General features: G+C 67.3%; 22 protein-coding genes and 3 pseudogenes. 16 read left to right on the top strand and 9 right to left on the bottom strand.

Annotated features, from left to right (window positions below; genetic code table 11):
- Nucleotides 1-248: 248 nt before the first annotated feature.
- The 3 genes and pseudogenes from ASV56_RS23275 to ASV56_RS24870 all read right to left on the bottom strand — a co-directional run.
- Nucleotides 249-662: pseudogene (locus tag ASV56_RS23275) on the bottom strand (phosphate acyltransferase); the annotation flags it as partial.
- A 22-nt stretch (nt 663-684) separates the two neighbouring features.
- Nucleotides 685-1,062, bottom strand: a pseudogene (locus tag ASV56_RS24865) (transporter substrate-binding protein); the annotation flags it as partial.
- Nucleotides 1,017-1,283: a transporter substrate-binding protein gene (locus ASV56_RS24870; protein WP_367577090.1), complete on the bottom strand. Its 267-nt coding sequence runs from the start codon at nt 1,281-1,283 to the stop codon at nt 1,017-1,019. The pseudogene ASV56_RS24865 and the gene ASV56_RS24870, both read right to left, overlap by 46 nt.
- A 436-nt stretch (nt 1,284-1,719) precedes the next feature.
- Here ASV56_RS24870 and ASV56_RS00010 point away from each other — a divergent pair, with 436 nt between their 5' ends.
- Both ASV56_RS00010 and ASV56_RS00015 read left to right on the top strand, forming a co-directional pair.
- Nucleotides 1,720-3,003: a molybdopterin-dependent oxidoreductase gene (locus ASV56_RS00010; RefSeq protein ID WP_062560244.1), complete on the top strand. Its 1,284-nt coding sequence runs from the start codon at nt 1,720-1,722 to the stop codon at nt 3,001-3,003.
- A gap of 11 nt (nt 3,004-3,014) precedes the next feature.
- Nucleotides 3,015-3,428, top strand: coding sequence for a hypothetical protein (locus ASV56_RS00015; RefSeq protein WP_062560245.1), 414 nt, complete (start codon nt 3,015-3,017; stop codon nt 3,426-3,428).
- A gap of 489 nt (nt 3,429-3,917) precedes the next feature.
- On the opposite strand, the gene ASV56_RS00020 is transcribed toward ASV56_RS00015, so the two are convergent.
- Nucleotides 3,918-4,373, bottom strand: coding sequence for a DUF1236 domain-containing protein (locus ASV56_RS00020; protein WP_062560246.1), 456 nt, complete (start codon nt 4,371-4,373; stop codon nt 3,918-3,920).
- Between the two features lie 535 nt (nt 4,374-4,908).
- Between ASV56_RS00020 and ASV56_RS00025 the strand changes: the two genes are divergently transcribed.
- Nucleotides 4,909-5,766, top strand: coding sequence for a DUF2189 domain-containing protein (locus ASV56_RS00025; protein WP_062560247.1), 858 nt, complete (start codon nt 4,909-4,911; stop codon nt 5,764-5,766).
- Nucleotides 5,767-5,803: 37 nt separating this feature from the next.
- Here ASV56_RS00025 and ASV56_RS24240 read toward each other — a convergent pair.
- Both ASV56_RS24240 and ASV56_RS24875 read right to left on the bottom strand, forming a co-directional pair.
- A pseudogene (locus ASV56_RS24240) lies at nt 5,804-6,045 on the bottom strand (IS5/IS1182 family transposase); the annotation flags it as partial.
- Nucleotides 6,009-6,497 (bottom strand): type 2 periplasmic-binding domain-containing protein, encoded by a 489-nt coding sequence (locus ASV56_RS24875; protein WP_367577091.1) that lies wholly within the window; start codon nt 6,495-6,497, stop codon nt 6,009-6,011. The gene ASV56_RS24875 and the pseudogene ASV56_RS24240, both read right to left, overlap by 37 nt.
- Here ASV56_RS24875 and ASV56_RS24250 point away from each other — a divergent pair.
- On the top strand, nt 6,393-6,662 hold the full coding sequence (locus tag ASV56_RS24250; protein WP_062560249.1) for a hypothetical protein: 270 nt from the start codon (nt 6,393-6,395) through the stop codon (nt 6,660-6,662). The two genes, ASV56_RS24875 and ASV56_RS24250, sit on opposite strands and share 105 nt — an antisense overlap.
- Nucleotides 6,663-6,665: 3 nt before the next feature.
- Nucleotides 6,666-7,160, top strand: coding sequence for a solute carrier family 23 protein (locus ASV56_RS24880; protein WP_216635360.1), 495 nt, complete (start codon nt 6,666-6,668; stop codon nt 7,158-7,160).
- 89 nt (nt 7,161-7,249) lie between these two features.
- On the opposite strand, the gene ASV56_RS00040 is transcribed toward ASV56_RS24880, so the two are convergent.
- Nucleotides 7,250-7,852: a TetR/AcrR family transcriptional regulator gene (locus ASV56_RS00040; protein WP_156429015.1), complete on the bottom strand. Its 603-nt coding sequence runs from the start codon at nt 7,850-7,852 to the stop codon at nt 7,250-7,252.
- A gap of 136 nt (nt 7,853-7,988) precedes the next feature.
- Here ASV56_RS00040 and ASV56_RS00045 point away from each other — a divergent pair, with 136 nt between their 5' ends.
- From ASV56_RS00045 to ASV56_RS00055, 3 genes are read left to right on the top strand one after another with little or no spacing between them, the layout of a single operon-like run.
- A complete protein-coding gene (locus tag ASV56_RS00045; RefSeq protein ID WP_062560251.1) occupies nt 7,989-9,044 on the top strand; it encodes a Rieske 2Fe-2S domain-containing protein in 1,056 nt (351 codons plus the stop codon).
- Between the two features lie 3 nt (nt 9,045-9,047).
- Nucleotides 9,048-10,181 carry an FAD-binding oxidoreductase gene (locus tag ASV56_RS00050; protein WP_062560252.1) on the top strand — a complete coding sequence of 378 codons (1,134 nt, stop codon included), beginning with the start codon at nt 9,048-9,050 and terminating at the stop codon, nt 10,179-10,181.
- Between the two features lie 9 nt (nt 10,182-10,190).
- Nucleotides 10,191-11,192: a hypothetical protein gene (locus tag ASV56_RS00055; RefSeq protein ID WP_062560253.1), complete on the top strand. Its 1,002-nt coding sequence runs from the start codon at nt 10,191-10,193 to the stop codon at nt 11,190-11,192.
- Between the two features lie 241 nt (nt 11,193-11,433).
- On the opposite strand, the gene ASV56_RS24105 is transcribed toward ASV56_RS00055, so the two are convergent.
- Nucleotides 11,434-11,646: a hypothetical protein gene (locus tag ASV56_RS24105; protein ID WP_216635361.1), complete on the bottom strand. Its 213-nt coding sequence runs from the start codon at nt 11,644-11,646 to the stop codon at nt 11,434-11,436.
- Between the two features lie 113 nt (nt 11,647-11,759).
- Here ASV56_RS24105 and murB point away from each other — a divergent pair, with 113 nt between their 5' ends.
- From murB to recN, 8 genes are all read left to right on the top strand, one after another.
- Nucleotides 11,760-12,680 (top strand): UDP-N-acetylmuramate dehydrogenase, encoded by a 921-nt coding sequence (gene murB, locus ASV56_RS00065; protein WP_062560255.1) that lies wholly within the window; start codon nt 11,760-11,762, stop codon nt 12,678-12,680.
- A 116-nt stretch (nt 12,681-12,796) separates the two neighbouring features.
- A complete protein-coding gene (locus ASV56_RS00070; RefSeq protein WP_082724674.1) occupies nt 12,797-13,720 on the top strand; it encodes a D-alanine--D-alanine ligase in 924 nt (307 codons plus the stop codon).
- Entirely contained in the window at nt 13,708-14,730 is a 1,023-nt protein-coding gene (locus ASV56_RS00075; protein WP_062560257.1) for a cell division protein FtsQ/DivIB, read from the top strand. The genes ASV56_RS00070 and ASV56_RS00075 overlap by 13 nt, the downstream gene beginning before the upstream one ends.
- Nucleotides 14,731-14,751: 21 nt before the next feature.
- On the top strand, nt 14,752-16,086 hold the full coding sequence (gene ftsA / locus ASV56_RS00080; protein ID WP_062560258.1) for a cell division protein FtsA: 1,335 nt from the start codon (nt 14,752-14,754) through the stop codon (nt 16,084-16,086).
- A gap of 214 nt (nt 16,087-16,300) precedes the next feature.
- A complete protein-coding gene (gene ftsZ / locus ASV56_RS00085) occupies nt 16,301-17,938 on the top strand; it encodes a cell division protein FtsZ (RefSeq protein ID WP_062560259.1) in 1,638 nt (545 codons plus the stop codon).
- Between the two features lie 231 nt (nt 17,939-18,169).
- On the top strand, nt 18,170-19,111 hold the full coding sequence (gene lpxC, locus ASV56_RS00090) for a UDP-3-O-acyl-N-acetylglucosamine deacetylase (RefSeq protein WP_062560260.1): 942 nt from the start codon (nt 18,170-18,172) through the stop codon (nt 19,109-19,111).
- Between the two features lie 128 nt (nt 19,112-19,239).
- Nucleotides 19,240-20,082, top strand: coding sequence for an outer membrane protein assembly factor BamD (locus ASV56_RS00095; protein ID WP_017999982.1), 843 nt, complete (start codon nt 19,240-19,242; stop codon nt 20,080-20,082).
- Nucleotides 20,083-20,113: 31 nt separating this feature from the next.
- Nucleotides 20,114-21,757, top strand: a complete 1,644-nt coding sequence (gene recN / locus ASV56_RS00100; RefSeq protein WP_062560261.1) for a DNA repair protein RecN — start codon at nt 20,114-20,116, stop codon at nt 21,755-21,757.
- Here the strand turns inward: recN and ASV56_RS00105 are convergent.
- A complete protein-coding gene (locus tag ASV56_RS00105; protein WP_253879795.1) occupies nt 21,754-22,107 on the bottom strand; it encodes a hypothetical protein in 354 nt (117 codons plus the stop codon). The genes recN and ASV56_RS00105 overlap by 4 nt on opposite strands.
- Nucleotides 22,108-22,162: the final 55 nt, after the last annotated feature.

Genomic DNA, 22,162 nt, shown 5'->3' on the forward strand with positions numbered 1-22,162 from the left:
GGCCAAGGCCATCGTCAAACGACACGCGGGCGTGCAGCTTCATATCATCCAGGCTGTCGCCCTCGATGTTTTCGACACAGTCCTGCGGATCGACAGGCCCCGCCACCCCGGCGCGACATTCTTGCCGACCTGCGCCAAGCGATCCCGGCCGTGATTCCCACAGCCTGCACAGCGACGCGCCGTTGAACGGCGGGATTCAGGCGCCACCTCCCAGCGAGGCCGGCCCGGTCATATTTCACCGTTTTTGTTTATTCTGCCTGGATTGCGGTTATTGCGGTTGCGTTGACGATGTCGTTGACGGAGCATCCGCGAGAGAGGTCGTTGGCGGGGCGGGCGAGGCCCTGCAGGATCGGGCCGATCGCCGTCAGCCCGCCCAGGCGTTGCGCGATCTTGTAGCCGATGTTGCCCGCCGCCAGGTCCGGAAAGATGAACACGTTCGGCCGCCCGGTCAGCCGGCTCTGCGGCGCCTTCTTGGCCCGGATCGCCTCGTCGAGCGCGGCGTCGAACTGCAATTCGCCGTCGACCTCGAGATCCGGCTCGGCGGCGCGGATCAGCGCCAGGGCCTCGCGCAGCCGCCCGAGGCTCGGGTGCTCGGCCGAGCCCGCGGTCGAGAAGGACAGAAGCGCCACCCGCGGCTTCTCGGCCAGGAGCTGGCGGCAGCTCGCCTCGAAAGGCTTTATACCGCTCGAGACAAGCCAGGTTGCTGGGATTGGACTGCGATGCGAAATAGGTGGCTGCGGTGATGTGTCCTGCGGTTGCCGTGGCGCCGATTTCACGAATGCCCGCCTCGCTGGTGGTCAGGCTCGCCACCACGATCTGTTCATTGTCCAAGCTATTTTCGGCAAGTGCTTCGTAAAATTTTATATTTGAGCGACCGACAAAGTTGTTGAAAATAATGTTCGCACTGCATGCCTTTATATTCTTGACCAGCGCATCAAAATCCGTAGCCGAGGCGTCATCTCCAAGGTAAGATTGTCCTAACACCTCTTCTCCGCCGGATGCGAGCAAGTCGGCCATTATTCTTCCCGATTCTCGCGGCCATACATAGTCCGATCCAACGATGTATACGCGCGGAGAAAAATTATCGAGAAGGTGGGAGCGCCAAGAAAAGACAGTTCTGGTTTGGCACGGCGCCAAAGTATATGATTGCGTTGTCTGGACGTGTAGCAGCCAAGTATAATCTTGACCTTGCTTTCGATGAGCAGATCTTCCGCCAATTTCTGGTAGGATTCCGGATCTCCCATAGGATCGCGATAGACAGGAACAAGCTCGCGACCATCTATTCCGCCTCATTCGCATTCGCTGGTAAAGCGGTGTTCGCCGTTCACCCCAGCCCGAGATTGCACTGGTCGCCGATATCGAGTTCCTGCCCTGGAATTCCGCCGCTGTCCGTGTTGTACGTTCGGCCCATACCAGAGTTGGTGGAGTGGAGATAGCCCATGAGAAGGGGAAGCCTCTACATCGCCCCCTTGCACGCAAGCCTGCGCGACTACCTTCGCGATCGATCTCGCGAGGTCGTATCCGCTCATTGCCGTCGCCATTCCCGGATGTGTTGGTCACGGCGAAACGTTATGTTTTAATAAGTACAACGAGTTGCTGTTGCCAAGGCTTTGCCGATGGGCAATGCTTTTGCCGAATGGCGTTGCAAGGCGCATCTTGGAGGAGAGCCTTGCGGACAGCCAGTTGCGCGTGAAGCGCACCAAGCTATGGAGGAAACCCATGTCCGATCAAACCGCTTCCACCTCGAACCAGCATGATGCCGAGGCATCGAGCGGATCGCGGCGCAGCTTTCTGAAAACGACGGCGCTGTCCGCTCTCGGGGCGATGCTGGGCATGGCGGTGCCCTTCGAGCGCAACCTGCCTGCCGGCTTCCTGCCGGTGGCGCTGGCGCAGGACACCGGCCTCGACCTGATGTCGGGCAAGAAAGGACTGATGGTGCTGGGCGACCGCCCGCTGAACGTGGAAACCCCTGTTCACCTGCTTGATGACGATGTGACGCCTTATGAACGGCTGTTCGTGCGCATGAACGGTCTCGTTCCGCAGACGGCGCTTGACCAGGACGCCGAAGGCTGGGTGCTGACCATCGACGGCGAGGTCGAGACCCCGCTGGAGCTGACCATCGACGATCTGAAATCGCGCTTCGAGAACGTCACCCGGCGGCTGGTGATCGAATGCGGCGGCAACGGACGCGCCTTCTTCCAGCCGGGAACCTCGGGCAACCAATGGACCTTCGGCGCGGTCGGCTGCCCGGAGTGGACCGGGGTGCGGCTGGCCGATGTGCTGAAAGCGGCCGGGGTCAAGGAAAGCGCCGTCTATACCGGCCATTACGGCAACGACGTGCATCTGAGCGGCGACGAGGAGAAGGAGGTCATCTCGCGCGGGGTGCCGATCGAAAAGGCGCTGCAAGAGGATGCGATCATCGCTTGGGCGATGAACGGCGAACCGCTGTCGGCGGTGCATGGCTTTCCGCTGCGGCTGATCGTGCCGGGCTATCCGGCCTCGGCCTCGCAGAAATACCTCAACCGGATCTGGATCCGCGACAAGGAACATGACGGCGCCAAGATGACCGGCGATTCCTATCGCATCCCCGCCTATCCGGTCGCCCCCGGCACCGAGGTCCCCGAGGAGGACATGGTGGTGCTGACCGAAATGCCGGTGAAGTCCATCGTCACCTTCCCCGAAACCGGCGCTGAGGTGAAGGCGGGCGAGGCGGTCGAGGTCCGGGGCCATGCCTGGTGCGGCAAGGGCGATGTCGCCTCGGTCCAGTATTCGCTGGATTTCGGCCAGACCTGGCAGGAGGCCGAGCTGGAGCCGGCGCCGAACCGCTTTGCCTGGCAGCGCTGGCGCGCCAAGCTGACCCTGCCGCAGCATGGCTATTACGAGGTCTGGGCCCGGGCGGTCGATCAGGACGGCATCGGCCAGCCGCCGCTGTCGCCGGTCTGGAACCCGCGCGGCTATGCCAACAACATCCAGCACCGCATCGCGCTGGTCGCGGTCGGGTGAGGGTGGCCGCGATGCGCATTATTCCGACGATCGTGGCCGCGACCGTGGCTGCACTGATCCTTAGCACTGGCCTGGCGGTTGCCGAAACGCGCCTGGACCCGATGGCCGTCCTGGCGGGACGGCCTGCCGGCTCGGACCCGCTTGACCCGATGACCGCGTTGCGCGCGCGGGCCGACCTCGCCGAGGTGGCGGACGGAAACCAGGAATTCGGCGGCCTGCCCGACGGCGAGGGCGCCGAGGAGACCTATTACCAATGCGTCGCCTGCCATTCGACCGAGATCATCAAGCAGCAGCGCGTCACCGACCACCGCTGGGACGAGCTGTGGCGCTGGATGGTCGAGGCGCAGGGCATGGTCGGGCCCGAGCCGGATACCAAGACGCTGATCCTGACCTATCTCAAGACGAATTTCTCGTCCGAGAGATAGGGAGCAATCACCGGCTTCAAGATCGACAACTATCAGATCGACAGCATGGGCACGGTCTTTGAATCGACGTTCCGGCTGGATTTCGATATGGCGATCTATGACCGGCCGAGGTATTTGGCGGGGCCGAGGGGCTGTTCTTCGGCAGCGGAGAGCCGGGCGGCAGCCTCAACCTGGCCCGCGACGGCGCGCTGCGCGGCTGGTGACGCTCTCCCGACCGGCGCATCGTCCGCTCAGCGATCATCTCGATCAACTGGACGCTACCAGTCGGAGGGTATAGCCGTAGAACTAGGCGTAAGCATGGAACCCCGGCGATCAGATCAACGCCAGCACCTAGTCCCGGCCGGGCACGCCCGCGGGGCTCCTTCCCGCTCACGGCTTGTTCCGATCACACGAAAAAAGACGCTCAACCCGTCTCCATCGCGCAAAAGCCAAGGACGGTGGGCGGATAATCACGCTGGAGCCGGGCAGCCCGAAGGCTGCCCAGCGTTCTTATTTCACGATATAGATTATCTTGCGGGTCTGCGGTTCAACGATCACAGGCTGTTCGCCCACGTACACGTATTGGTATTCCGAATCTGGTATCTGCTGCAATTGGACACTGGTCGGCACGGCAGCGCCCACTGCCACGTTGTCGATGGTTACAGGCGCAACCCTGTTTTCCATGACATATGTCTGGGTTTCGGGTGGCACCGCCGCGTCCTCGGTGATGTCTCCGGTCACGGCTCCGGCCAGGCCGCCGACGACCGCTCCAACGGGCCCGCCGACGACAGCGCCGGCCACGGCGCCAGTGGCAGCACCACCGACAGCACCACCGCCCGTGGTGTCCGGGTCCGTTTGGACCTCGGTCGCCTCGGTGGCCGGCTGGGTGATAATGGTCGTCTGCGCGGAGCTCGCGCCCGCCCCGAGGCAGAGGGCGACCGACGTTAGGACAAGCACATTCTTCATGGTTCTTCTCCCTTTCTGGTGCCGGTAGAACTTGTTTCGGCTCGGGATGTTCCATGTCGTCACCAGCAGGTGAGTCGCCGTCATCCTCGCGTGAATGCCTTGGGCTCCACAGCCTCCAGCGGCCGTGGCGCGTGCATTCCTGTCGCATGCCCCGAAGATCGCGCTCGCCGGGCATGGCCCTGCTCGCGAAGACAGGGCGGAAACGTCGGCAGAGACGCTGATGCGACAGGCGCGAATGGCGCGGCTAGATCCGGACTGGCAAAGACTTCAGCTGCCGGAGCCGGCCGGATCATAGCGGGAGGCTGTCGACGTAAAGAGCCCCTCCGCGAGCCGTCGGGCGCTGGGCGGTATCATCGATTCGTTGCCGGAGCGGCGGAGTAGGGGCAAGACGCTCGATTCCGGAAGTGCAGACTCGCGCCGCATCTGCTAGCATGCCGGACGAGGACGGTCCGGCCCGGGGTGTTCGCGGGTGGGGGCCGGGTTCTCCGGCTGACGCCTCGTCCGTTTCCGGGTCCCAGGATGGGAGGATGCAGCCATGCACCGAGAAACGATTGGAAATCCGCTGAGCTGGAGCGCGCAGAGGCTGGCCGGCGTGGGTCGCAGCGCCGGGGCGGCGGTGGACGGGATCGGCAGCCATGAGAAGACCGTGCCCGAGGTCAGGCAGATCGGCCTGAGCGATATCCGCGCCGCGCTGCGCAAGGGCGTCGAGGACTTCGCCGCGTTGCGCACCGATGTGATCACCGCGGTGGTGCTCTATCCGGTGATCGGCTTCGCCCTTGCCGCCTGGGCGTTCAACGCCGGGCAGGTGCATCTGCTCTTCCCCCTTGCCGCGGGCTTTCCGCTGGTCGGGCCGGTCGCGGCGATCGGCCTCTACGAGATGAGCCGGCGGCGCGAGCGGGGCGAGCAGACGGATTGGGGCGCGGCACTGGCCACGCTGACCGGTCGGGTGCTGGGGCCGGTGCTGACGCTGGGCTGCCTTCTCGCGGTGATCTTCGCCCTCTGGCTTATCGCTGCGCATGCGATCTGGACCGTCACCCTGGGGCCCGAGCCCTATGACAGTCTCCGCGTCTTCCTTCACGATGCCGTCGCCACCGGGGCGGGCTGGACGATGATCATGGCCGGGTTCGGCATCGGCTTCGTCTTTGCGGCCGTGGTGCTCTGCGTCAGCCTGGTGTCGTTCCCGATGCTGATCGACCGCCCGGTGGGCGTGCCGGTGGCGCTGGCGACCTCGCTCGCCGTGGCGCGCCGCAATCCGGGGGCGACGGCGCTCTGGGGCCTGATCGTCGCCGTCTCTCTGGTGCTGGGGATGATTCCGTTCTTCGCCGGGCTGATCGTCGTGCTGCCCATCCTCGGCCACGCGACTTGGCACCTGTATCGCAGGGCCGTGATCTAGGCAGCACTCGTTCTCGGATCAGAAACGGTTGCGGCGGGGCTCTGGCGGAAGGGAAGACCCGCGGGCACTTGTCATGGCGGGTGGCAACCCGGCGCCAATTTTCAGCCCGCCGAACATGATCTCGATCCTGTTGCGGCGTTTGTAGCGCCTGATACTTGCCACGCAACTTCCGGCTTGCAGGGGTCTTATTCCCTTGTCTTTTCAGCGCATCCCTGAACCGATCGAATCGTAGCCCCGGTCGGTCAGAAGCCACTCCGCCTTCGGCAAGCTGCCCAGCAAGCGGATCGGACACCCGTCCGATCCGATGGCTTTCGCCCGATCGCTTGAGCATCGGGGTCAGTCCCAGGATTGGCCGACGGCCCGGGAACTTCGATATCGATCATGCTGATGAAGGCAGACGAGGTCACCGGCCCAACGCCAGGGTCGTCATCAGCCGCATGCAGACGGCGTTGTCCCTGACAATGCCCAAGACCTGGGGCGTATCGCCAAGCTCGCTCCAGCGGATCGTTTCTGACCGGGCGAAGGGCGGGTCCGGCGCGACATAGGCCGCCATCTGATCGCTGTGAAGCAGTTCCTGATGGATGCACGGATCGGTCTCGACCTGCGTGGCAAATGGCGAAATCGACATGGTCGCCGCGCACCAGATCCGCCAGGTTCTGCTCGGCGGTATCCTTGATCGTGACGCGGATGCCGGGGAAGTCGCGCTCGAACCTGCGGATCGCGACCGGCAGGGGGCCGGCCGCGGAAACGGCCGAACAGGCGACGCGCACCTCGCCCCGCGAAAGGATGGCGAAATCGCCCGCCGCATCCTCGATCCGGCGCAGATCGGCCAGGATACGCTCGGCGATGGGCAGAAGATCCTGCCCCGCCCGCGAAAGCCGGACACCGGCTGCTGAACAATGCGGGCTTCTTCAAATCGGCCAGCTTCGGCTCTTTCCTGGATATTCCCGCCGAGGAATGGGATCTGTGCTACCAGGTCAACGTCAAGGGTTGTCGCTGTCGATCGTCATGGTCGTGGTCATGGCCGAGACCGCCGGAATGCTGCTGGCCGTGGAAGAAATGGTCGAGCAACCTCTGGACGAGAAGCGCATGACCGAGGGGCGAGCGTCGACGGGACCGGCTCGATCATCGGCGGGATCTTCAACACTTTCCCCTATGTCTCCTATTCGCAGAATATCGGCCTCGTCGGCGTCACGGGCGCAAAAAGCCGATGGGTCTGCGTCATGGCCGGGGCGATCCTGATCGTGCTGGGCCTGATCCCGACGCTTGCCCCCGCCTTCTACAACCAGATGCCGCCGCCCTGGACCCGATCGCCCATAGCGGGATCGTCATGGCCGCGACGTAGCAGCCATCATCGGCTGCACCCTATGTGGACATCCCGCGAACGTTCCTGATCAGGCTCGGCCCCTTCCTGCGCTATGGAGCGGCGCAATCGCTACGGTGCCGATATGGGGGCGGATCACCCACCTGCCTGCAACTCGCTTCAGTCGGCTGCGCCGCCTGAAGGGCGCAGGGCTTCGACCACCAGCCGCGCCAACCCGTCCGCGAATTCCCGATCCAGCGCCGCATGCTTCGAGAAGGCGCGGAAATAGAGCGGGCCCGCATAGAGGTCGATGATCAGGTCCAGGTCCAGGTCGGCACGGAACACGCCGGCCGCCTGGCCTCGCTCGATCAGTTCGCGCGCATGGTTGCGGCGCGGGACCAGGAAGCCCTGGTGAAACGCCGCCATCAGCGCCTCGTCGTTCTGCGCGCGGCCCAGAAGCTCGGCGATCACCCGGCCGACCCGGCCTTGCAGGAAACGCGCCAGCGAGGCGATGTATTCCTGCAGCGCAAGCGCCGGCTCGGCGATGCCGGGGGTCGGGACCTCGTCCTCGACCATGGCGAGGAAGGCGTCGATCACGATGGCCTCGACCGAATTCCAGCGCCGGTAGAGCGCCGGGCGGCTAGTCGCGGCCGCGCCGGCGATCTCGTTCAGGGTCAGCTCGGACAGGGATTTTTCGGCCAGGAGCGCCCAGGTCGCGCCCAGCACCCGCGCGCCCAGTTCCTCGTCCATCGGGCGGCCACGCGGCTTTCTGTCTGTCTCCACGGCAATTCCCCCTTGCCAGAACCGGGCGAGTCGGCTTAATAGCGTTACATGTAGTAACGTTATTATGTGTAACGAAATCCCTCTGCCGTAGCAATGGCAGGGGGCCGGCCAGCTTCATTCATCGGGAGGACGATACATGGGCGAGAGCTTTCTGGACAACGACACCTGGCGCTATTTCTGGCACCCGGTCTGCACAGTCAAGGAACTGGCGGAATCCGACAAGGGACGGGGCGAGCTGCTTTGCGCCCGGCTGCTGGGCACCGAACTGGTGATCGCGCGGCTGGATTCGGGCGTGGCGGCGATGAACAACCGCTGCCCGCATCGCTCGGCCAAGCTGCACCTGGGCTGGAACCGGGGCGACAGCGTGCAATGCCCCTATCACGGCTGGCAATGGGGCGCGGATGGGTCCTGCAAGGGCATTCCGGCTGCACCCGACGGGCCGATCCCGCCGAATGCCAAGGCCATCAGCTATGACTGCGCCGAACGCTACGGGCTGGTCTGGGTCCGGCTGGACGGCAGCGCCGGGACCGCGATCCCCGAGCATCCGGTCTTCGACGACCCGGCCTTCCGCTGCGTGCCCGGCCCCAGCTATGACTGGAAGACCCATTCGGCGCGGCGGGTCGAGAACTATACCGATCTCGCGCATTTCCCCTTCGTCCATCCCGAGACCCTGGGCAGCGCCGGGCATGTGACCTTCCTGACCCCGCAGATCGCCTTTCGCAAGGAGGGCCGGATGCGGTTCCGCTATGCCCCGCCCGAGGGTGCGCGCAATGCGGTCGATGCCAGCGGCAATTTCTCTCCGCTGGCCTTTTCGGACTACACCATCCGGCTGCCCTTCGGCGTGAGCGTGGACCTGACCTTGCAGAACGGCGCCCGCACCGTGCTCTGGGTCTGGGCGACGCCGCTGGACGACATCCATTGCCGCAGCTTCTGGTTCGCCTGCCGGAACGGCGATCTGGACGGGCCGGACCAGCCGCATATCGACCAGCAGATGCGCATCCTGGAAGAAGATGTCGATATCGTCGAAAGCCAGGACCCCGAGCAGATCCCGCACCCCCGGGACGAGATCGCGGTCGCGCCCGACAAGGTGTCGCTGACCTATCGCCGGCTGCTCTACGCGCTTTGCAAGGCCAAGGCGCAGGGGCCCGAGGCGCTGAAGGCGTTCCTCGACACCGAACGCGACGATATCTGAGCCATGCTGCAGCCCCTGCCGTCGCAATGGACCCCGACCCGGCTGACGCTGGAATGCGTCGACATCGAAACCGAAACCCATGACGTGAAGTCGTTCCACCTTCGCGTCCTGCCCGATGCGGGGGATAAGGCGCCGCTGCGCCTGCACCGGCCGGGACAGTTCCTGACCCTGCGGCTGCGGCATGGCGACGTGCTGGTGCCGCGCTCCTACACCATCGCCTCGCCGCCCTCGCGGCCGATGCTGCTGACGCTGACCGTCAAGCGCGATCCGAACGGCTTGGTCTCGCGCTACATGCATGACGTGCTGCGCATCGGCGACCGGCTGGCCGCGCAGGGTCCCGGCGGCAGTTTCGATCTGTTCTCGGTCGCGCCGCGCCGGCATATCGTCATGCTCTCGGGCGGCTCGGGCATCACGCCGATGATGGCGATGCTGCGCTATTTGCAGGACCGGCGCGAGACCGCATATCGCGTGAGTTTCCTGCATTCGGCCCGCAGCCCGGCGGACCTGCTGTTCCAGGGCGAGCTTGCGGCGATCGCGGCGCGCGGCGGCATGACGCCGGGCTTCATCTGCGAACGGGGCGCCCTGCCGGGCATGGAGGCGGGTTTCCTGACCCGTGACATGCTTCAGGCGCATGTGCCCGACCTGCATGACTGCACGGTCCTGACCTGCGGGCCCGCGCCCTATATGCGGGCGGTCAGGGCGATGCTGGGCGCGGCGGGCTTCGACATGGCGCATTACCATGAGGAGAGCTTCGGCGATCCGGCCGAGCGGCGCAATCCCGACGGCGCCACGCCGGAAAGCCTGCGTCCCGATGGCGGGGAACCTGCCGCAAGTGCCGCCCCGTCGCCCGTCGATCATCAGCCGGCGAATGCGGGCCAGAACCTGGTGCATTTCACCCTGTCGAACCGGACCGCGCCCTATCGGCCGGGCGAGACCATCCTCGATGTCGCCTCGCGCGAGGGGATCGCCGTGCCGACCAATTGCCAGATGGGGCTTTGCGGCACCTGCAAGGCGCATTGCAGCGCCGGGCAGGTCGCCATGGACGATACCGAGGGCCTCGCCCCCGGCGAACTTGAACAGGGCATGGTGCTGACCTGCTGCGGCCGTCCGCAGGGCGCCGTCAGCATCGCATTATAGGAGCCAATCATGACCGATAAGAACCTGTCGCTCGGCTGCAATGGCCGTGGCGTGATGCATCGCGCCCCCCTGCCGGTCGAGGAGCAGTTCCGCCTGCTGCGCGACAGCGGCGTCTTCGACCATTTCGACCGCATCCCCCAGCCCGGCGAGGAACGCGCCTATGTCGAGGCCTCGAACCGCTTCGGCGTTCCCATGACCACCGGGCTCTGGACCTATCAGGTCGGCCGGGACGAGGGCCTGCTGCGGCACAACCTGGAATGGGCGCAGCGCGCCGGCGCCGAATGCCACAACCTGATGATCCTGACCCATCACGCGCAGGGCCATGTCGTGACCGATGAGGAGGTGGTGGAATTCTACCTGCGCGCCGTCGACGAGGGCGACAGGCTCGGCATCACCATCGCGGCCGAGGTGCATATCTACATGTTTACCGAGGATTTCCGCCGCATCACCCCCGTGGCCGAGAAGGTCCGCGCGCGGGGCGTGCCGTTCAACTTCGTGCTGGACCATTCCCATGTGCTGCTGAAGATCGAAAGCCCCGAAGAACAGGACGCCTGCGGCATCCGCGCCGATGTCGAAAGCGGCCGGCTGATCCTCGATCCCTACGAGTCCGGCAATGTCATCGACGAATGGATGGCGCAGAACATGGTGGTCTGGCTGCAGACCCGGCCGGTGGCGCCGAACGGGCCGAAGAACACCGCGATGATGGGGCCGGGCGGACGTTACGGCCGCGCTTGTCAGTATCCGTTCCTGCGCCCGGCGCCCGGCGAATGGGACCATGACTGGCACGCCTGGAAGGTCGAGCCCAGCAAGCATGTCGCCCGCAGGGTGCTGCAATATCACCACGACCGCGCCGACAGCCCGCTGCGCTGGCTGACCACCGACATGATCGACATGGCCGATTACGGCGGCGGCGTCGGCTATTCGCTGTTCGAGCAGAACGTCGCCATCGCCCACTGGCTGCGCGAGACCTGGCGCGAGATCGCCGGTGCCGATCTCAAGGCGGGCGCATGACAGGGAGGTGGAGGGCGACCTGATCCGGGTTCGTCGATCGGTGTGCCGGGACGGACTTGCTGCCCGCATGTCGGGAAACGGATCGGTGACGGCACGGGCACCGCGACGGTCGGCCGGCGAAACCCCAATCGTCATTCGCAGCACCCACCGTCACGCCGGTGATTGTTTCGGCAGGCGAGAACATCCGCCGGTCTTGTCGCAAAAGCAGGGATGCCAAAGGCTTCCTTGACGTTGCCAGCACTCACGAGAAACAGGATGCCATGACGATAGGCGAGCCGATCGAGCAGACGAGCCAAGCCGACGGCACGAACTGGAAAGAACGTCGCTCATTGCCAAGCGAGAGATTGACGATCAGCACGCTTGGCGCGGTAGCATCGGGTTCGAGTTCAAACTGATCGTCCTGACGCTGCATCCCCTGTGTACCCGCGGTGTACGCCCTGTGCACGCCGGTCACAGCCAAAACCCTAGCATTTGCTGGCCAATCCGCGCTTCGCCGTCCCCGGGGCATCACCCCGCAACGCGCGCCCGATTGACGCCCCGCGCAACGGCGATTAACCACGCGGGGCCATGACCCACAGCTTGCCCACGCCCCGCGGCGCCCTGACCCCGAACCGCCCGCTCGCCGAGCTGACCTGGCTGCGCGTCGGCGGCCCGGCGGATTGGCTGTTCCAGCCCGCCGACGAACAGGACCTGGCCGATTTCCTGGCCGCGCTCGACCCCGCCGTGCCGGTGTTTCCGATGGGCGTCGGCTCGAACCTGATCGTGCGCGACGGCGGCATCCGCGGCGTGGTGATCCGGCTGGGTCGCGGTTTCAACGCCATTGAAATCGCGGGGGAAACCGTCACTGCCGGCGCAGCCGCGCTGGATGCCCACGTCGCGCGCAGGGCGGCCGAGGCCGGGCGCGACCTGACCTTCCTGCGCACCATCCCGGGCAGCATCGGCGGCGCCGTGCGCATGAATGCCGGCTGCTATGGCAGCTATGTCGCCGACCACCTGGTCTCGGTCCGGGCGGTGGCGCGCGACGGCAGCATCCGCGATCTGCCCGCCGATGCGCTGAACCTCGCCTATCGCCACTCCGACCTGCCCAAAGGCTGGGTCGTGACCCGCGCGACCTTCCGCGCCGCCCCGGGAGAACCCTTTGAACTCGCTGCGAAAATGGACGACCAGCTGGCGCGCCGCGACGCCAGCCAGCCGACCCGCGACCGCTCGGCCGGCTCGACCTTCCGCAACCCGGCCGGCTTTTCCTCGACCGGGCGGGCCGACGATTCGCATGAGCTGAAAGCCTGGAGCCTGATCGACGCCGCCGGCCTGCGCGGCCATCGGCTGGGTGGGGCGCAAATGTCTGAAAAGCATCCGAACTTCCTGCTGAACGCCGAAGGCGCCACGGCGGCCGAGCTGGAATCCCTGGGCGAGCTGGTCCGCGACAAGGTGCGCGAAAGCTCGGGGCACGAGCTGCAATGGGAGGTCATCCGCGTGGGTGAGCCGTAACCCGCCGCCATCCCCGGAAATCTCGCGCCAAGCGCGAAAAGGGACTTTTGCGATTCCCCGCAACCCGCTATCCTGCCGCGATAAACACCCGGACAAACCGGGAGAATGAGGCAAAATTGGCGGGCAGGTCGAGCAGGACAGCCCCGAAAGTCGTGGTCCTGATGGGCGGACCCTCGGCCGAACGCGAGGTTTCCCTCTCGTCCGGGCGGGAATGCGCGAATGCGCTGCGGCAGGCGGGCTATGACGTCGTCGAATTGGATGCGGGCAGGGATCTGCCCGCGCGTCTGGCCGAATCCGCGCCGGACGTGGTCTTCAACGCGCTGCATGGCCGTTGGGGCGAGGACGGCTGCGTCCAGGGCCTGATGGAATGGCTGGGGCTGCGCTATACCCATTCCGGCGTGCTGGCCTCGGCGCTGGCCATGGACAAGTCCCGGGCCAAGCAGGCTTTTCGCGAGGCGGGCCTGCCGGTGCTGGAAAGCGTCATCGCCGATGCGGCCGAGGTGCGCGCCCGCCACGTCCTGCCGCCGCCCTATGTCGTCAAGCCGAACGACGAGGGCTCCTCGGTCGGGGTCTATATCGTCCACGAGGCCGCCAATGCGCCGCCGCAGCTGTCGGACCAGATGCCGGCGCGGGTCATGGTCGAGACCTATGCCCCCGGCCGCGAGCTGACCGTCGCCGTGCTGGGCGACCGCGCGCTTGGCGTGACCGAGATCGTCACCGAGGGCTGGTACGACTACGATGCGAAATACAAGCCCGGCGGCTCGCGCCACGTCATCCCGGCCGAAGTCCCGGCCGAGATCTACGCTGCCTGCCGCGATTTCGCCGTCAGGGCGCATCAGGCGCTGGGGTGTCGCGGCCTGTCGCGCAGCGATTTCCGCTGGGACGAATCGCGCGGGCTGGCCGGGCTGATCATCCTCGAGACCAATACCCAGCCCGGCATGACGCCGACCTCGCTGGCGCCGGAACAGGCGGCGCATGTCGGCATGGATTTCCCTGCGCTCTGCCGCTGGATCGTCGAGGAGGCGCTATGCAGGGGCTGAATTTCCATCGCGGCCAAGGGGATGGCGGAAGGCCGGCGCCGGTGCGGCACGTGCCCTCGCGCCCGGCGCCCTCGCAGCAGCCGCGCCCGGTGCGCAAGGACCCGGCGCCCTCGCGGCTGGCCTATCGGCTGAACCGGATGATGCTGCGCCCGCTGGTGCGGCGGCTGGTGCATGTCGGCCTGCCGGCCTTTCTGGCGGCGCTGGTGGCGGGGATCTGGCTGTCGGACGACACGCGGCGCGCCAACCTGACCGGCGGCATCGACGCCATCGTCGACAAGGTCCAGCACCGCGACGAATTCATGGTCCGCATGATGACCATCGAAGGCGCCTCGCCCGTGGTGGACAAGGGGCTGCGCGCCATGCTGCCCGTGGACCTGCCGGCCTCGAGCTTCGATCTGGACCTGGAAAAGCTGCGCGAGCGCGTGCTGAAGCTGGATGCCGTCGAGGCGGTGGACCTGCGCATCAAGCCCGGCGGCGTGCTGTCGGCCGTGGTGACGGAACGGGTGCCGGCGGTGCTGTGGCGCCATGCCCGCGGCATCGAGCTGCTGGACAAGACCGGGCACCGCGTCGCCTCGGTCACCGCGCGCGAGGTGCGGGGCGACCTGCCGATCATCTCGGGCGAGGGGGCCGACCGCGCCGCCGCCGAGGCGCTGGCGCTGATCGACGCCGCCGGCCCGGTGCTGCCGCGGCTGCGCGGGCTCGAGCGCATGGGCGAGCGGCGCTGGGACGTGGTGCTGGACCGCGGCCAGCGCATCAAGCTGCCCGAGAACGGCGCGCTGCAGGCGCTGGAGCGCGCGATCGCCATCGACCGCGCCCAGCACATGCTGGATCGCGACATCGCGGTCGTGGACCTGCGCCAGCAGCAGCGGCCGGTGGTGCGGCTGGGGCTCGAGGCGCAGAACGCCATCCGCCGCGCCCGCGGCCAGCCCGAGCTTGGCCCGGACGGCAAGCCGATCGCGGTCGAGACGACGGAACAGAAATCTGCAAACGGCAAGAAGAAAAGCGGCTAACAGGCTGAAGGGGCGGGAAAGATGAAGGATCTGTATCAGGGCCAGCGCGCGATGCGGCAGATGCGCCGCCAGGCGATGCAGCGTGGCGTCATCGCGGTCCTCGACATCGGAACCTCGAAGATCGCCTGCCTGGTGCTGCAATTCGACGGCCCGAGCCAGTTCCGCGAGACGGACGGCGTCGGCCCGATGGCCGGCCAGTCGAATTTCCGCGTCATCGGCACCGCCACCACCCGCTCGCGCGGCATGCGCTATGGCGAGATCGAGACCATGGCCGAGACCGAGCGCGCCATCCGCACCGTCATCCAGTCGGCGCAGAAGGTCGCGGGCGTCCGGGTCGATCACGTCATCGCCTGCATCTCGGGCGCGCGCCCGGCAAGCTATGGCCTGGCGGGCGAGATCCCGCTGCCCGCCGGCAAGGTGGGCGAGGGCGACGTCGCCCGCGTGCTGGCCGCCTGCGAGGTGCCGGATTTCGGCCGCGGCCGCGAGGTGCTGCATGCCCAGCCGGTGAACTTCGCCCTGGACGGCCGCTCGGGGCTGTCGGACCCGCGCGACCAATCGGGCAACCGGCTGGCCTGCGACATGCACGTGCTGACCATCGACGGCGACGCGGCCAGCAACCTGGTGCATTGCATCCGGCGCTGCGACATGGAGCTGGCGGGGGTGGCCTCGGCCTCCTATGCCTCGGGCCTGGCCGCGCTGGTCGAGGACGAGCAGGAGCTGGGCGCGGCCTGCGTCGATCTGGGCGGCGGCACCACGGGCGTGTCGATCTTCATCAAGAAGCACATGATCTTTGCCGATGCCGTGCGCTTCGGCGGCGAGCTGATCACCCAGGACATCGCCAAGGGTCTGCGCGTCAGCCATGCCGTGGCCGAGCGGCTGAAGACCCTGCATGGCGGGTTGGAGGCCACCGGCCGCGACGACCGCGAGATGATCGAGCTGGGCGGCGAGACCGGCGACTGGGACACCGACCGCCGCGCCGTCAGCCGCGCCGACCTGATCGGCATCATGCGCCCGCGCGTCGAGGAGATCCTGGAAAACGTCGCCGGCATCCTGGATGCGGCCGGCTTCGATTCCATGCCCTCGCGCCAGATCGTGCTGACCGGCGGCGGCAGCCAGATCCCGGGGCTCGATGTGCTGGCGGCGCGCATGCTGGGGCAGAACGTGCGCATCGGCCGGCCGCTGCGCATCCAGGGCCTGCCGCATAACGCGACCGCGCCGGGTTTCTCCTCGGCCATCGGGCTGTCGCTGCTGACCGCGCATCCGCAGGACGAGTGGTGGGATTTCGACATGCCCGCCGAACACTATCCGGCGCGCAGCCTGCGCCGGGCCTATCGCTGGTTCCGCAACAACTGGTAGTTGAAAGCGGCGCCGATGCGGTGGTGCGGACACCCGTCCACACCACATGCTGGAGAATGGGCAAGATACCGCCTAAAACGCCTCGCCAGACCGCCATATTTGGTGGTCTGACTGTGTTTTTCGGGTGACGGTCGGGCCGAATCTGGCTAGGCTTGCGGGTAATGGGGATTCGACCGGGCCAACTGCGTCCGGCAAACGAAAAGGCAGGCGAGACATGGAACGGCAGATCCACCTGATGCTGAACGACGAACAGGAACTGAAGCCGCGCATCACCGTCTTCGGCGTCGGTGGGGCAGGTGGCAACGCGGTCAACAACATGATCGACAAGCAGCTGGAAGGGGTCGAATTCGTCGTCGCGAACACCGACGCCCAGGCGCTGCAATCCTCGAAAGCCGACAGCCGCATCCAGATCGGTCCGAAAGTGACCGAAGGCCTGGGCGCCGGCGCCAAGCCCTCGATCGGCGCCAAGGCCGCCGAGGAGACCATCGAGGATATCGTCGATCACCTGATGGGCGCGCATATGTGCTTCATCACCGCCGGCATGGGCGGCGGCACCGGCACCGGCGCCGCGCCGATCATCGCCCAGGCCGCGCGCGAGATGGGCATCCTGACCGTCGGCGTGGTGACGAAGCCGTTCCAGTTCGAAGGCACCAAGCGCATGCGCCAGGCCGAGGAGGGCGTCGAGGCCCTGCAGAAGGTCGTGGACACGCTGATCATCATCCCGAACCAGAACCTGTTCCGCCTGGCCAACGAAAAGACCACCTTCACCGAAGCCTTCGCCATGGCCGACGACGTGCTCTATCAGGGCGTCAAGGGCGTGACCGACCTGATGGTGCGCCCGGGCCTGATCAACCTCGACTTCGCCGACGTGCGCGCGGTGATGGACGAGATGGGCAAGGCGATGATGGGCACCGGCGAGGCCTCGGGCGAGAACCGCGCCGTGCAGGCGGCCGAGAAGGCCATCGCCAACCCGCTCCTGGACGAAATCAGCCTGAACGGCGCCAAGGGCGTGCTGATCAACATCACCGGCGGCTACGACCTGACGCTGTTCGAAATGGACGAGGCGGCCGAGAAGATCCGCGAGAAGGTCGATGCCGATGCCAATATCATCGTCGGCTCGACCATGGATCCCTCGATGGAAGGCACGATCCGCGTTTCGGTCGTGGCGACCGGCATCGACGCCTCGGCGGCCGAGATCCCGGCGCCGCGCCGTGGCATGAAAGAGCCGCTGACCCAGAACCCGCCGGTCACCCAGCGCGTCGAGGAAGAGCTGCCGGTGCCGCCGCGCCGCGTCGCGCCGACGGCGGAAGCCGCGCCGCAGACGGTGATGCAGCCGCGCGTGCAGGCGCAGCCCGCGGCCCCCGCCGCGCGCTATGAGGAAGAGGACATGCCGCGCCCGGCCTATCAGCCCGAGCTGCGCCAGCCGGCCGCCGCGCCGACGCGCGACGCGCTGAACGGCGATGCCGGCGGCTTCGTGGCCCCGAGCCGTGCCCCGGCGCCGGCCGGCACGCCCTCGGATGCGGTGATGCAGCGCCTGGCCGCCGCCGTGCAGAAGGCGCCCGAGCGCCAGGCCGCCGCCCAAGGCCGTCCGGCCCCGCAGCAGCAGCCGGCCGCCGATGCGGCGCGCGGGCAGGGCCGCATGGCCGGCCTCAGCCGCATGCTGGAACGCATCTCGGGCCATGGCGAACAGGCCGAGAAGCCCGCGCCCTCGACCATCGCCGAGCGCGTCAGCGAGCGGGTGCAGGCCCGTCGCAGCGGCGGATTCGATGCCGGCTTCGACGATCTGGCCAGCCCGGATCGCAGCGGCGACAATGTCGAGATCCCGGCTTTCCTGCGCCGCCAGGCCAATTGAGGCGTTCACAAGTTTTCGCCCCGAGAATCTGGAAGGACCGCTTCGGCGGTCCTTTTTCATTGGCGAAATCAGGGTCTTGCCGGGCATCGGCGGAATATTTCCGCACCGCGGCATGGATTGTTTCACCCCGTTACAATTCGTTAATTGAGGAAGTGCAGCCCCATGCCTAACTGAATGTCACGCCGCGAGAATCCCTTGCGACGACGACTCACAGAACCGGCAGGCCAGACCATGCAGACCACCATCGCTCAGAAAGCCCAGTTCCGCGGCGTCGGACTGCATTCCGGTGCGGCCGTGCGGCTGGCGATCCTGCCGGCGCCGGCGGATCACGGCATCGTCTTCGTGCGCACCGACCTGGACCGCGCCCGCATCCCGGCGCGCTGGGACCGGGTGACGCCCTCGCAGCTGTGCACGCTTCTGGACAACGGCCAGGGCGCCACGGTCTCGACGGTCGAGCATGTCATGGCGGCGCTGTCGGGCACCGGCATCAACAATGCCGTGGTCGAGGTGAACGGACCCGAGGTGCCGATCCTCGACGGCTCGGCCGCGCCCTTCGTGCAAGGCATTCTCGAGGCCGGGCTGCGCCAGCAAGCCGACGCGCCCCTGCGCGCCATCCGCGTGCTGCGCCCGGTCGAGGTGCAGATGGGCGAGGGCTTTGCCCGCCTGTCGCCGGCCGACCACCTCGAAATGCATTTCGACATCGACTTCACCGATGCCGCCATCGGCCATCAGGAAAAGTCGCTGGACATGGCGAACGGCAGCTTCGTGCATGAGCTGATGGACAGCCGCACCTTCTGCCGCCAGGCCGACGTGGTGCGGATGCAGCAGAACGGGCTGGCGCTTGGCGGCACCTATCTGAACGCCGTGGTCTTCGACGGCGACAAGGTGCTGTCGCCCGGCGGTCTGCGCCACCGGGACGAGGCCGTGCGCCACAAGATGCTGGATGCGGTGGGCGACCTGGCGCTGGCCGGGGCGCCGCTGCTGGCGCGCTATACCGGCCACCGCGCCGGCCATGCCATGACCAACAAGCTGCTGCGTGCGCTTTTCGCCCAGCCCGATGCCTGGGAATGGGTCACGCTGACCCCGGAAATGGAAAGCCGCCTGCCGGGCGCCGGCGTGATCGCCGCGGCCGCGCGCATGGCTGCGCCACTCCGCCAGCTGGCCGTCGCCTGAAGGTGACGGCCGGGCCGCAGATTTTCCGGTTTTGGCATTTTGCGCAGCCCGATTTTCTGTGCTAGGACGACCGGGCCGCGCGGCCTGACGCCGTCGCGGCGACGCAAGATTCTGACGGGCAGGGTGGAATGACAGGCATCAGATCGGGTTCCTTGGTCGCGGCTGTGCTGTCGATTGGCCTTCTGGCAGGCTGTGGCGGCGGCGCGAGCAAAACGCCCGAATCATTCGAGAATTTCACCGCCGAGGAAATCTACAAGCGCGGCGAGTATGAGCTTGAGAACACGCGCAAGCCGAAGGACGCGGTGAAGTACTTCACCGAGGTCGAACGGCTTTATCCCTATTCCGAATGGGCCAAGCGCGCGCTGATCATGCAGGCCTATTCCTATCACCGCGCCCGCGACTACGAAGAAGCGCGCGGCGCCGCGCAGCGTTTCATCGACACCTATCCGGGCGACGAGGACGCGGCCTATGCGAAATACCTGCTGGCGCTGTCCTATTACGACCAGATCGACGAGATCGGCCGCGACCAGGGCCTGACCTTCCAGGCGCTGCAATCGCTGCGCGAGGTGATCGAGCAATATCCCGACACCGAATATGCCCGCTCGGCGATCCTGAAGTTCGACCTGGCCTTCGACCATCTGGCGGCGAAGGAGATGGAGATCGGGCGCTACTATCTCAAGCGCGGCCATTACACCGCCGCCATCAACCGCTTCCGCGTGGTGGTCGAGGAATACCAGACCACGACCCACACGCCCGAGGCGCTGATGCGGCTGGTCGAGGCCTATCTGGCGCTGGGTCTGAACGACCAGGCGCAGACGGCGGGCGCGATCCTGGGCCACAACTTCCAGTCCTCGCCCTTCTACGAGGACGCCTATGCCCAGCTGCGCGGCCATGGGCTGAAGCCCGAGGCCCGCGGCGACAGCTGGCTGACCCGGGTCTATCGCCAGGTGATCCAAGGCAAGTGGCTATAGGCCCGCGCGTCACGCGCGGCAGGATGGGGTGATGCTGCGTTCGCTTGAAATCCGCGACATGCTGCTGATCGACCGGCTGGACCTGGATTTCCGGCCGGGCCTGAACGTGCTGACCGGCGAGACCGGCGCCGGCAAGTCGATCCTGCTCGACTGCCTGGGCTTCGTGCTGGGCTGGCGCGGCCGCGCCGATCTGGTGCGGCAGGGCGCGAGCCAGGGCGAGGTCACCGCCGTCTTCGACCTGCCCGCCGGCCATCCCGCCCGCACGCTGCTGGACGAGGCGGGCTTCCCGGTCTCGGACGAGTTGATCCTGCGCCGCGTGAACGGCGGCGACGGCCGCAAGACCGGCTGGATCAACGACCGCCGCGCCTCGGGCGAGGTGCTGCGGCTGCTGTCGGAAACGCTGGTGGAGCTGCACGGTCAGCATGACGACCGCGGCCTTCTGAACCCGCGCGGCCACCGGCTGCTGCTCGACGCCTTTGCCGCCGTCGACCTCGGCCCCGTGCGCGCGGCCTGGGCGGCGCGGCGCGAGGCGCGGGCGGCGCAGGAGCGGGCTGAAGCCGCCTTGGCTGCCGCGAAGGGCGAGGAAGAATTCCTGCGCCATGCCGTGGCCGAGCTGGACAAGCTCGACCCGCAGCCCGGCGAGGAGGCCGAGCTTGACACCCGCCGCCGCGCCATGCAGGGCGCCGAGCGCATCCGCGAGGATGTGTCGCGCGCCTTGCAGGCCCTGGGCAGCGCGGGGGCCGAGGGCGCGATGCTGGATGCCGCGCGCTGGCTCGACGCCGCCGCCGAGCGGGCCGAGGGCCGGCTGGAGGCCCCCGCCGCCGCGCTGCAACGCGCGCTGATCGAGCTGGGCGAGGCGCAGGCCGGCGTCGAATCGGCGCTGGAGGCGATGGATTTCGACCCGCGCGACCTCGAGGCCACCGAAGAGCGGCTGTTCGCCCTGCGTGCCCTGGCCCGCAAGCATGACGTGCTGGCCGATGACCTGGCCGGGCTGGCCGATGCGTTGCGCGGCCGCCTGACGCGCATCGACGCCGGCGAAGGCGACCTGGCGCGCCTGCGCGAGGCCGTGGCGGCGGCCGACGCCGCTTATGACAGCGCCGCCGCCGCTCTGTCGGACCAGCGCGCCACGGCCGCCAAGCGGCTCGATGCCGCGATGGTGGCCGAGCTCGCGCCGCTGAAGATGGAGCGCGCGGTGTTCGAAACGCTGGTGACGCCCGCCGATCCCGGCCCCGAGGGCCGCGACGCGGCGGCCTTCACCGTCGCCACCAATCCGGGCGCCCCGGCCGGTCCCCTGGACCGCATCGCCTCGGGCGGCGAGCTGTCGCGTTTCCTCTTGGCGCTGAAGGTCTGCCTGGCGCGCGGCAATGACGCCCTGACGCTGATCTTCGACGAGATCGACCGCGGCGTCGGCGGCGCCACCGCCGATGCGGTCGGCCGGCGCCTCGCCCGGCTGGCCGAGGGCGCGCAGGTTCTGGTCGTGACCCACAGCCCGCAGGTCGCGGCGCTGGGGGGCCATCATTTCCGGGTGGCGAAATCGGTCGAAGGCGGCATGACCACCTCGCACGTGGCCGCCCTGACCGCCAGCCAGCGCATAGAGGAAATCGCCCGCATGCTCTCGGGCGAGGAAATCACCCCGGCCGCCAAGGACGCCGCCCGCGCATTGCTGCAAGGCTAGTCGAGAATCCTGTCCACCTGCCGGATGATCGACAGCACCTGCACGCTGTCCGGATCATAGCGGATCAGCTGTCCCGCGATGATGCCATAGCGGCTGCCGGCGGGCGGCTGGCTCATGCCGTAAAGCCCCGGCCGGGTAACCGGGTGCAGCAGCGCCGCATCGACCGTGCCGCCGACCCGCAGGCTGCCGCCGCCGTCGCGCGGCGGCTGCCGCAGGCTGGTCGGCGCGGCGGCCGGCGCCGCGTCCTCGGCCGCGGGCCTTTCGGGATCGGGCTGGGCCGCCGAAGTCATCGCGGCGGCCAGCGCGGCGGCCATCACGGCCGCAAGGAAGCGGGTTCGATCACGTCTCATGGCATTCAGCCTGGCACGAATTCATTGATCCAGGGTAAACGCCGCAGGCCCGCGA

Origin of the sequence: Paracoccus aminovorans (assembly GCF_001546115.1) — a bacterium.
Classification (GTDB): domain Bacteria; phylum Pseudomonadota; class Alphaproteobacteria; order Rhodobacterales; family Rhodobacteraceae; genus Paracoccus; species Paracoccus aminovorans_B.

Coding starts and splice junctions, on each gene's coding strand:
- ASV56_RS00095 (WP_017999982.1), top strand. CDS start 19,240: ATGACAGGCATCAGATCGGGTTCCTTGGTCGCGGCTGTGCTGTCGATT.
- ASV56_RS24250 (WP_062560249.1), top strand. CDS start 6,393: ATGGTCGCCGCGCACCAGATCCGCCAGGTTCTGCTCGGCGGTATCCTT.
- ASV56_RS00105 (WP_253879795.1), bottom strand. CDS start 22,107: ATGAGACGTGATCGAACCCGCTTCCTTGCGGCCGTGATGGCCGCCGCG.
- ASV56_RS00075 (WP_062560257.1), top strand. CDS start 13,708: ATGCAGGGGCTGAATTTCCATCGCGGCCAAGGGGATGGCGGAAGGCCG.
- ASV56_RS24880 (WP_216635360.1), top strand. CDS start 6,666: ATGCGGGCTTCTTCAAATCGGCCAGCTTCGGCTCTTTCCTGGATATTC.
- ASV56_RS00020 (WP_062560246.1), bottom strand. CDS start 4,373: ATGAAGAATGTGCTTGTCCTAACGTCGGTCGCCCTCTGCCTCGGGGCG.
- ftsA (WP_062560258.1), top strand. CDS start 14,752: ATGAAGGATCTGTATCAGGGCCAGCGCGCGATGCGGCAGATGCGCCGC.
- recN (WP_062560261.1), top strand. CDS start 20,114: ATGCTGCGTTCGCTTGAAATCCGCGACATGCTGCTGATCGACCGGCTG.
- ASV56_RS00025 (WP_062560247.1), top strand. CDS start 4,909: ATGCACCGAGAAACGATTGGAAATCCGCTGAGCTGGAGCGCGCAGAGG.
- lpxC (WP_062560260.1), top strand. CDS start 18,170: ATGCAGACCACCATCGCTCAGAAAGCCCAGTTCCGCGGCGTCGGACTG.
- ASV56_RS00055 (WP_062560253.1), top strand. CDS start 10,191: ATGACCGATAAGAACCTGTCGCTCGGCTGCAATGGCCGTGGCGTGATG.
- murB (WP_062560255.1), top strand. CDS start 11,760: ATGACCCACAGCTTGCCCACGCCCCGCGGCGCCCTGACCCCGAACCGC.
- ASV56_RS00010 (WP_062560244.1), top strand. CDS start 1,720: ATGTCCGATCAAACCGCTTCCACCTCGAACCAGCATGATGCCGAGGCA.
- ASV56_RS00015 (WP_062560245.1), top strand. CDS start 3,015: ATGCGCATTATTCCGACGATCGTGGCCGCGACCGTGGCTGCACTGATC.
- ftsZ (WP_062560259.1), top strand. CDS start 16,301: ATGGAACGGCAGATCCACCTGATGCTGAACGACGAACAGGAACTGAAG.
- ASV56_RS00045 (WP_062560251.1), top strand. CDS start 7,989: ATGGGCGAGAGCTTTCTGGACAACGACACCTGGCGCTATTTCTGGCAC.
- ASV56_RS00050 (WP_062560252.1), top strand. CDS start 9,048: ATGCTGCAGCCCCTGCCGTCGCAATGGACCCCGACCCGGCTGACGCTG.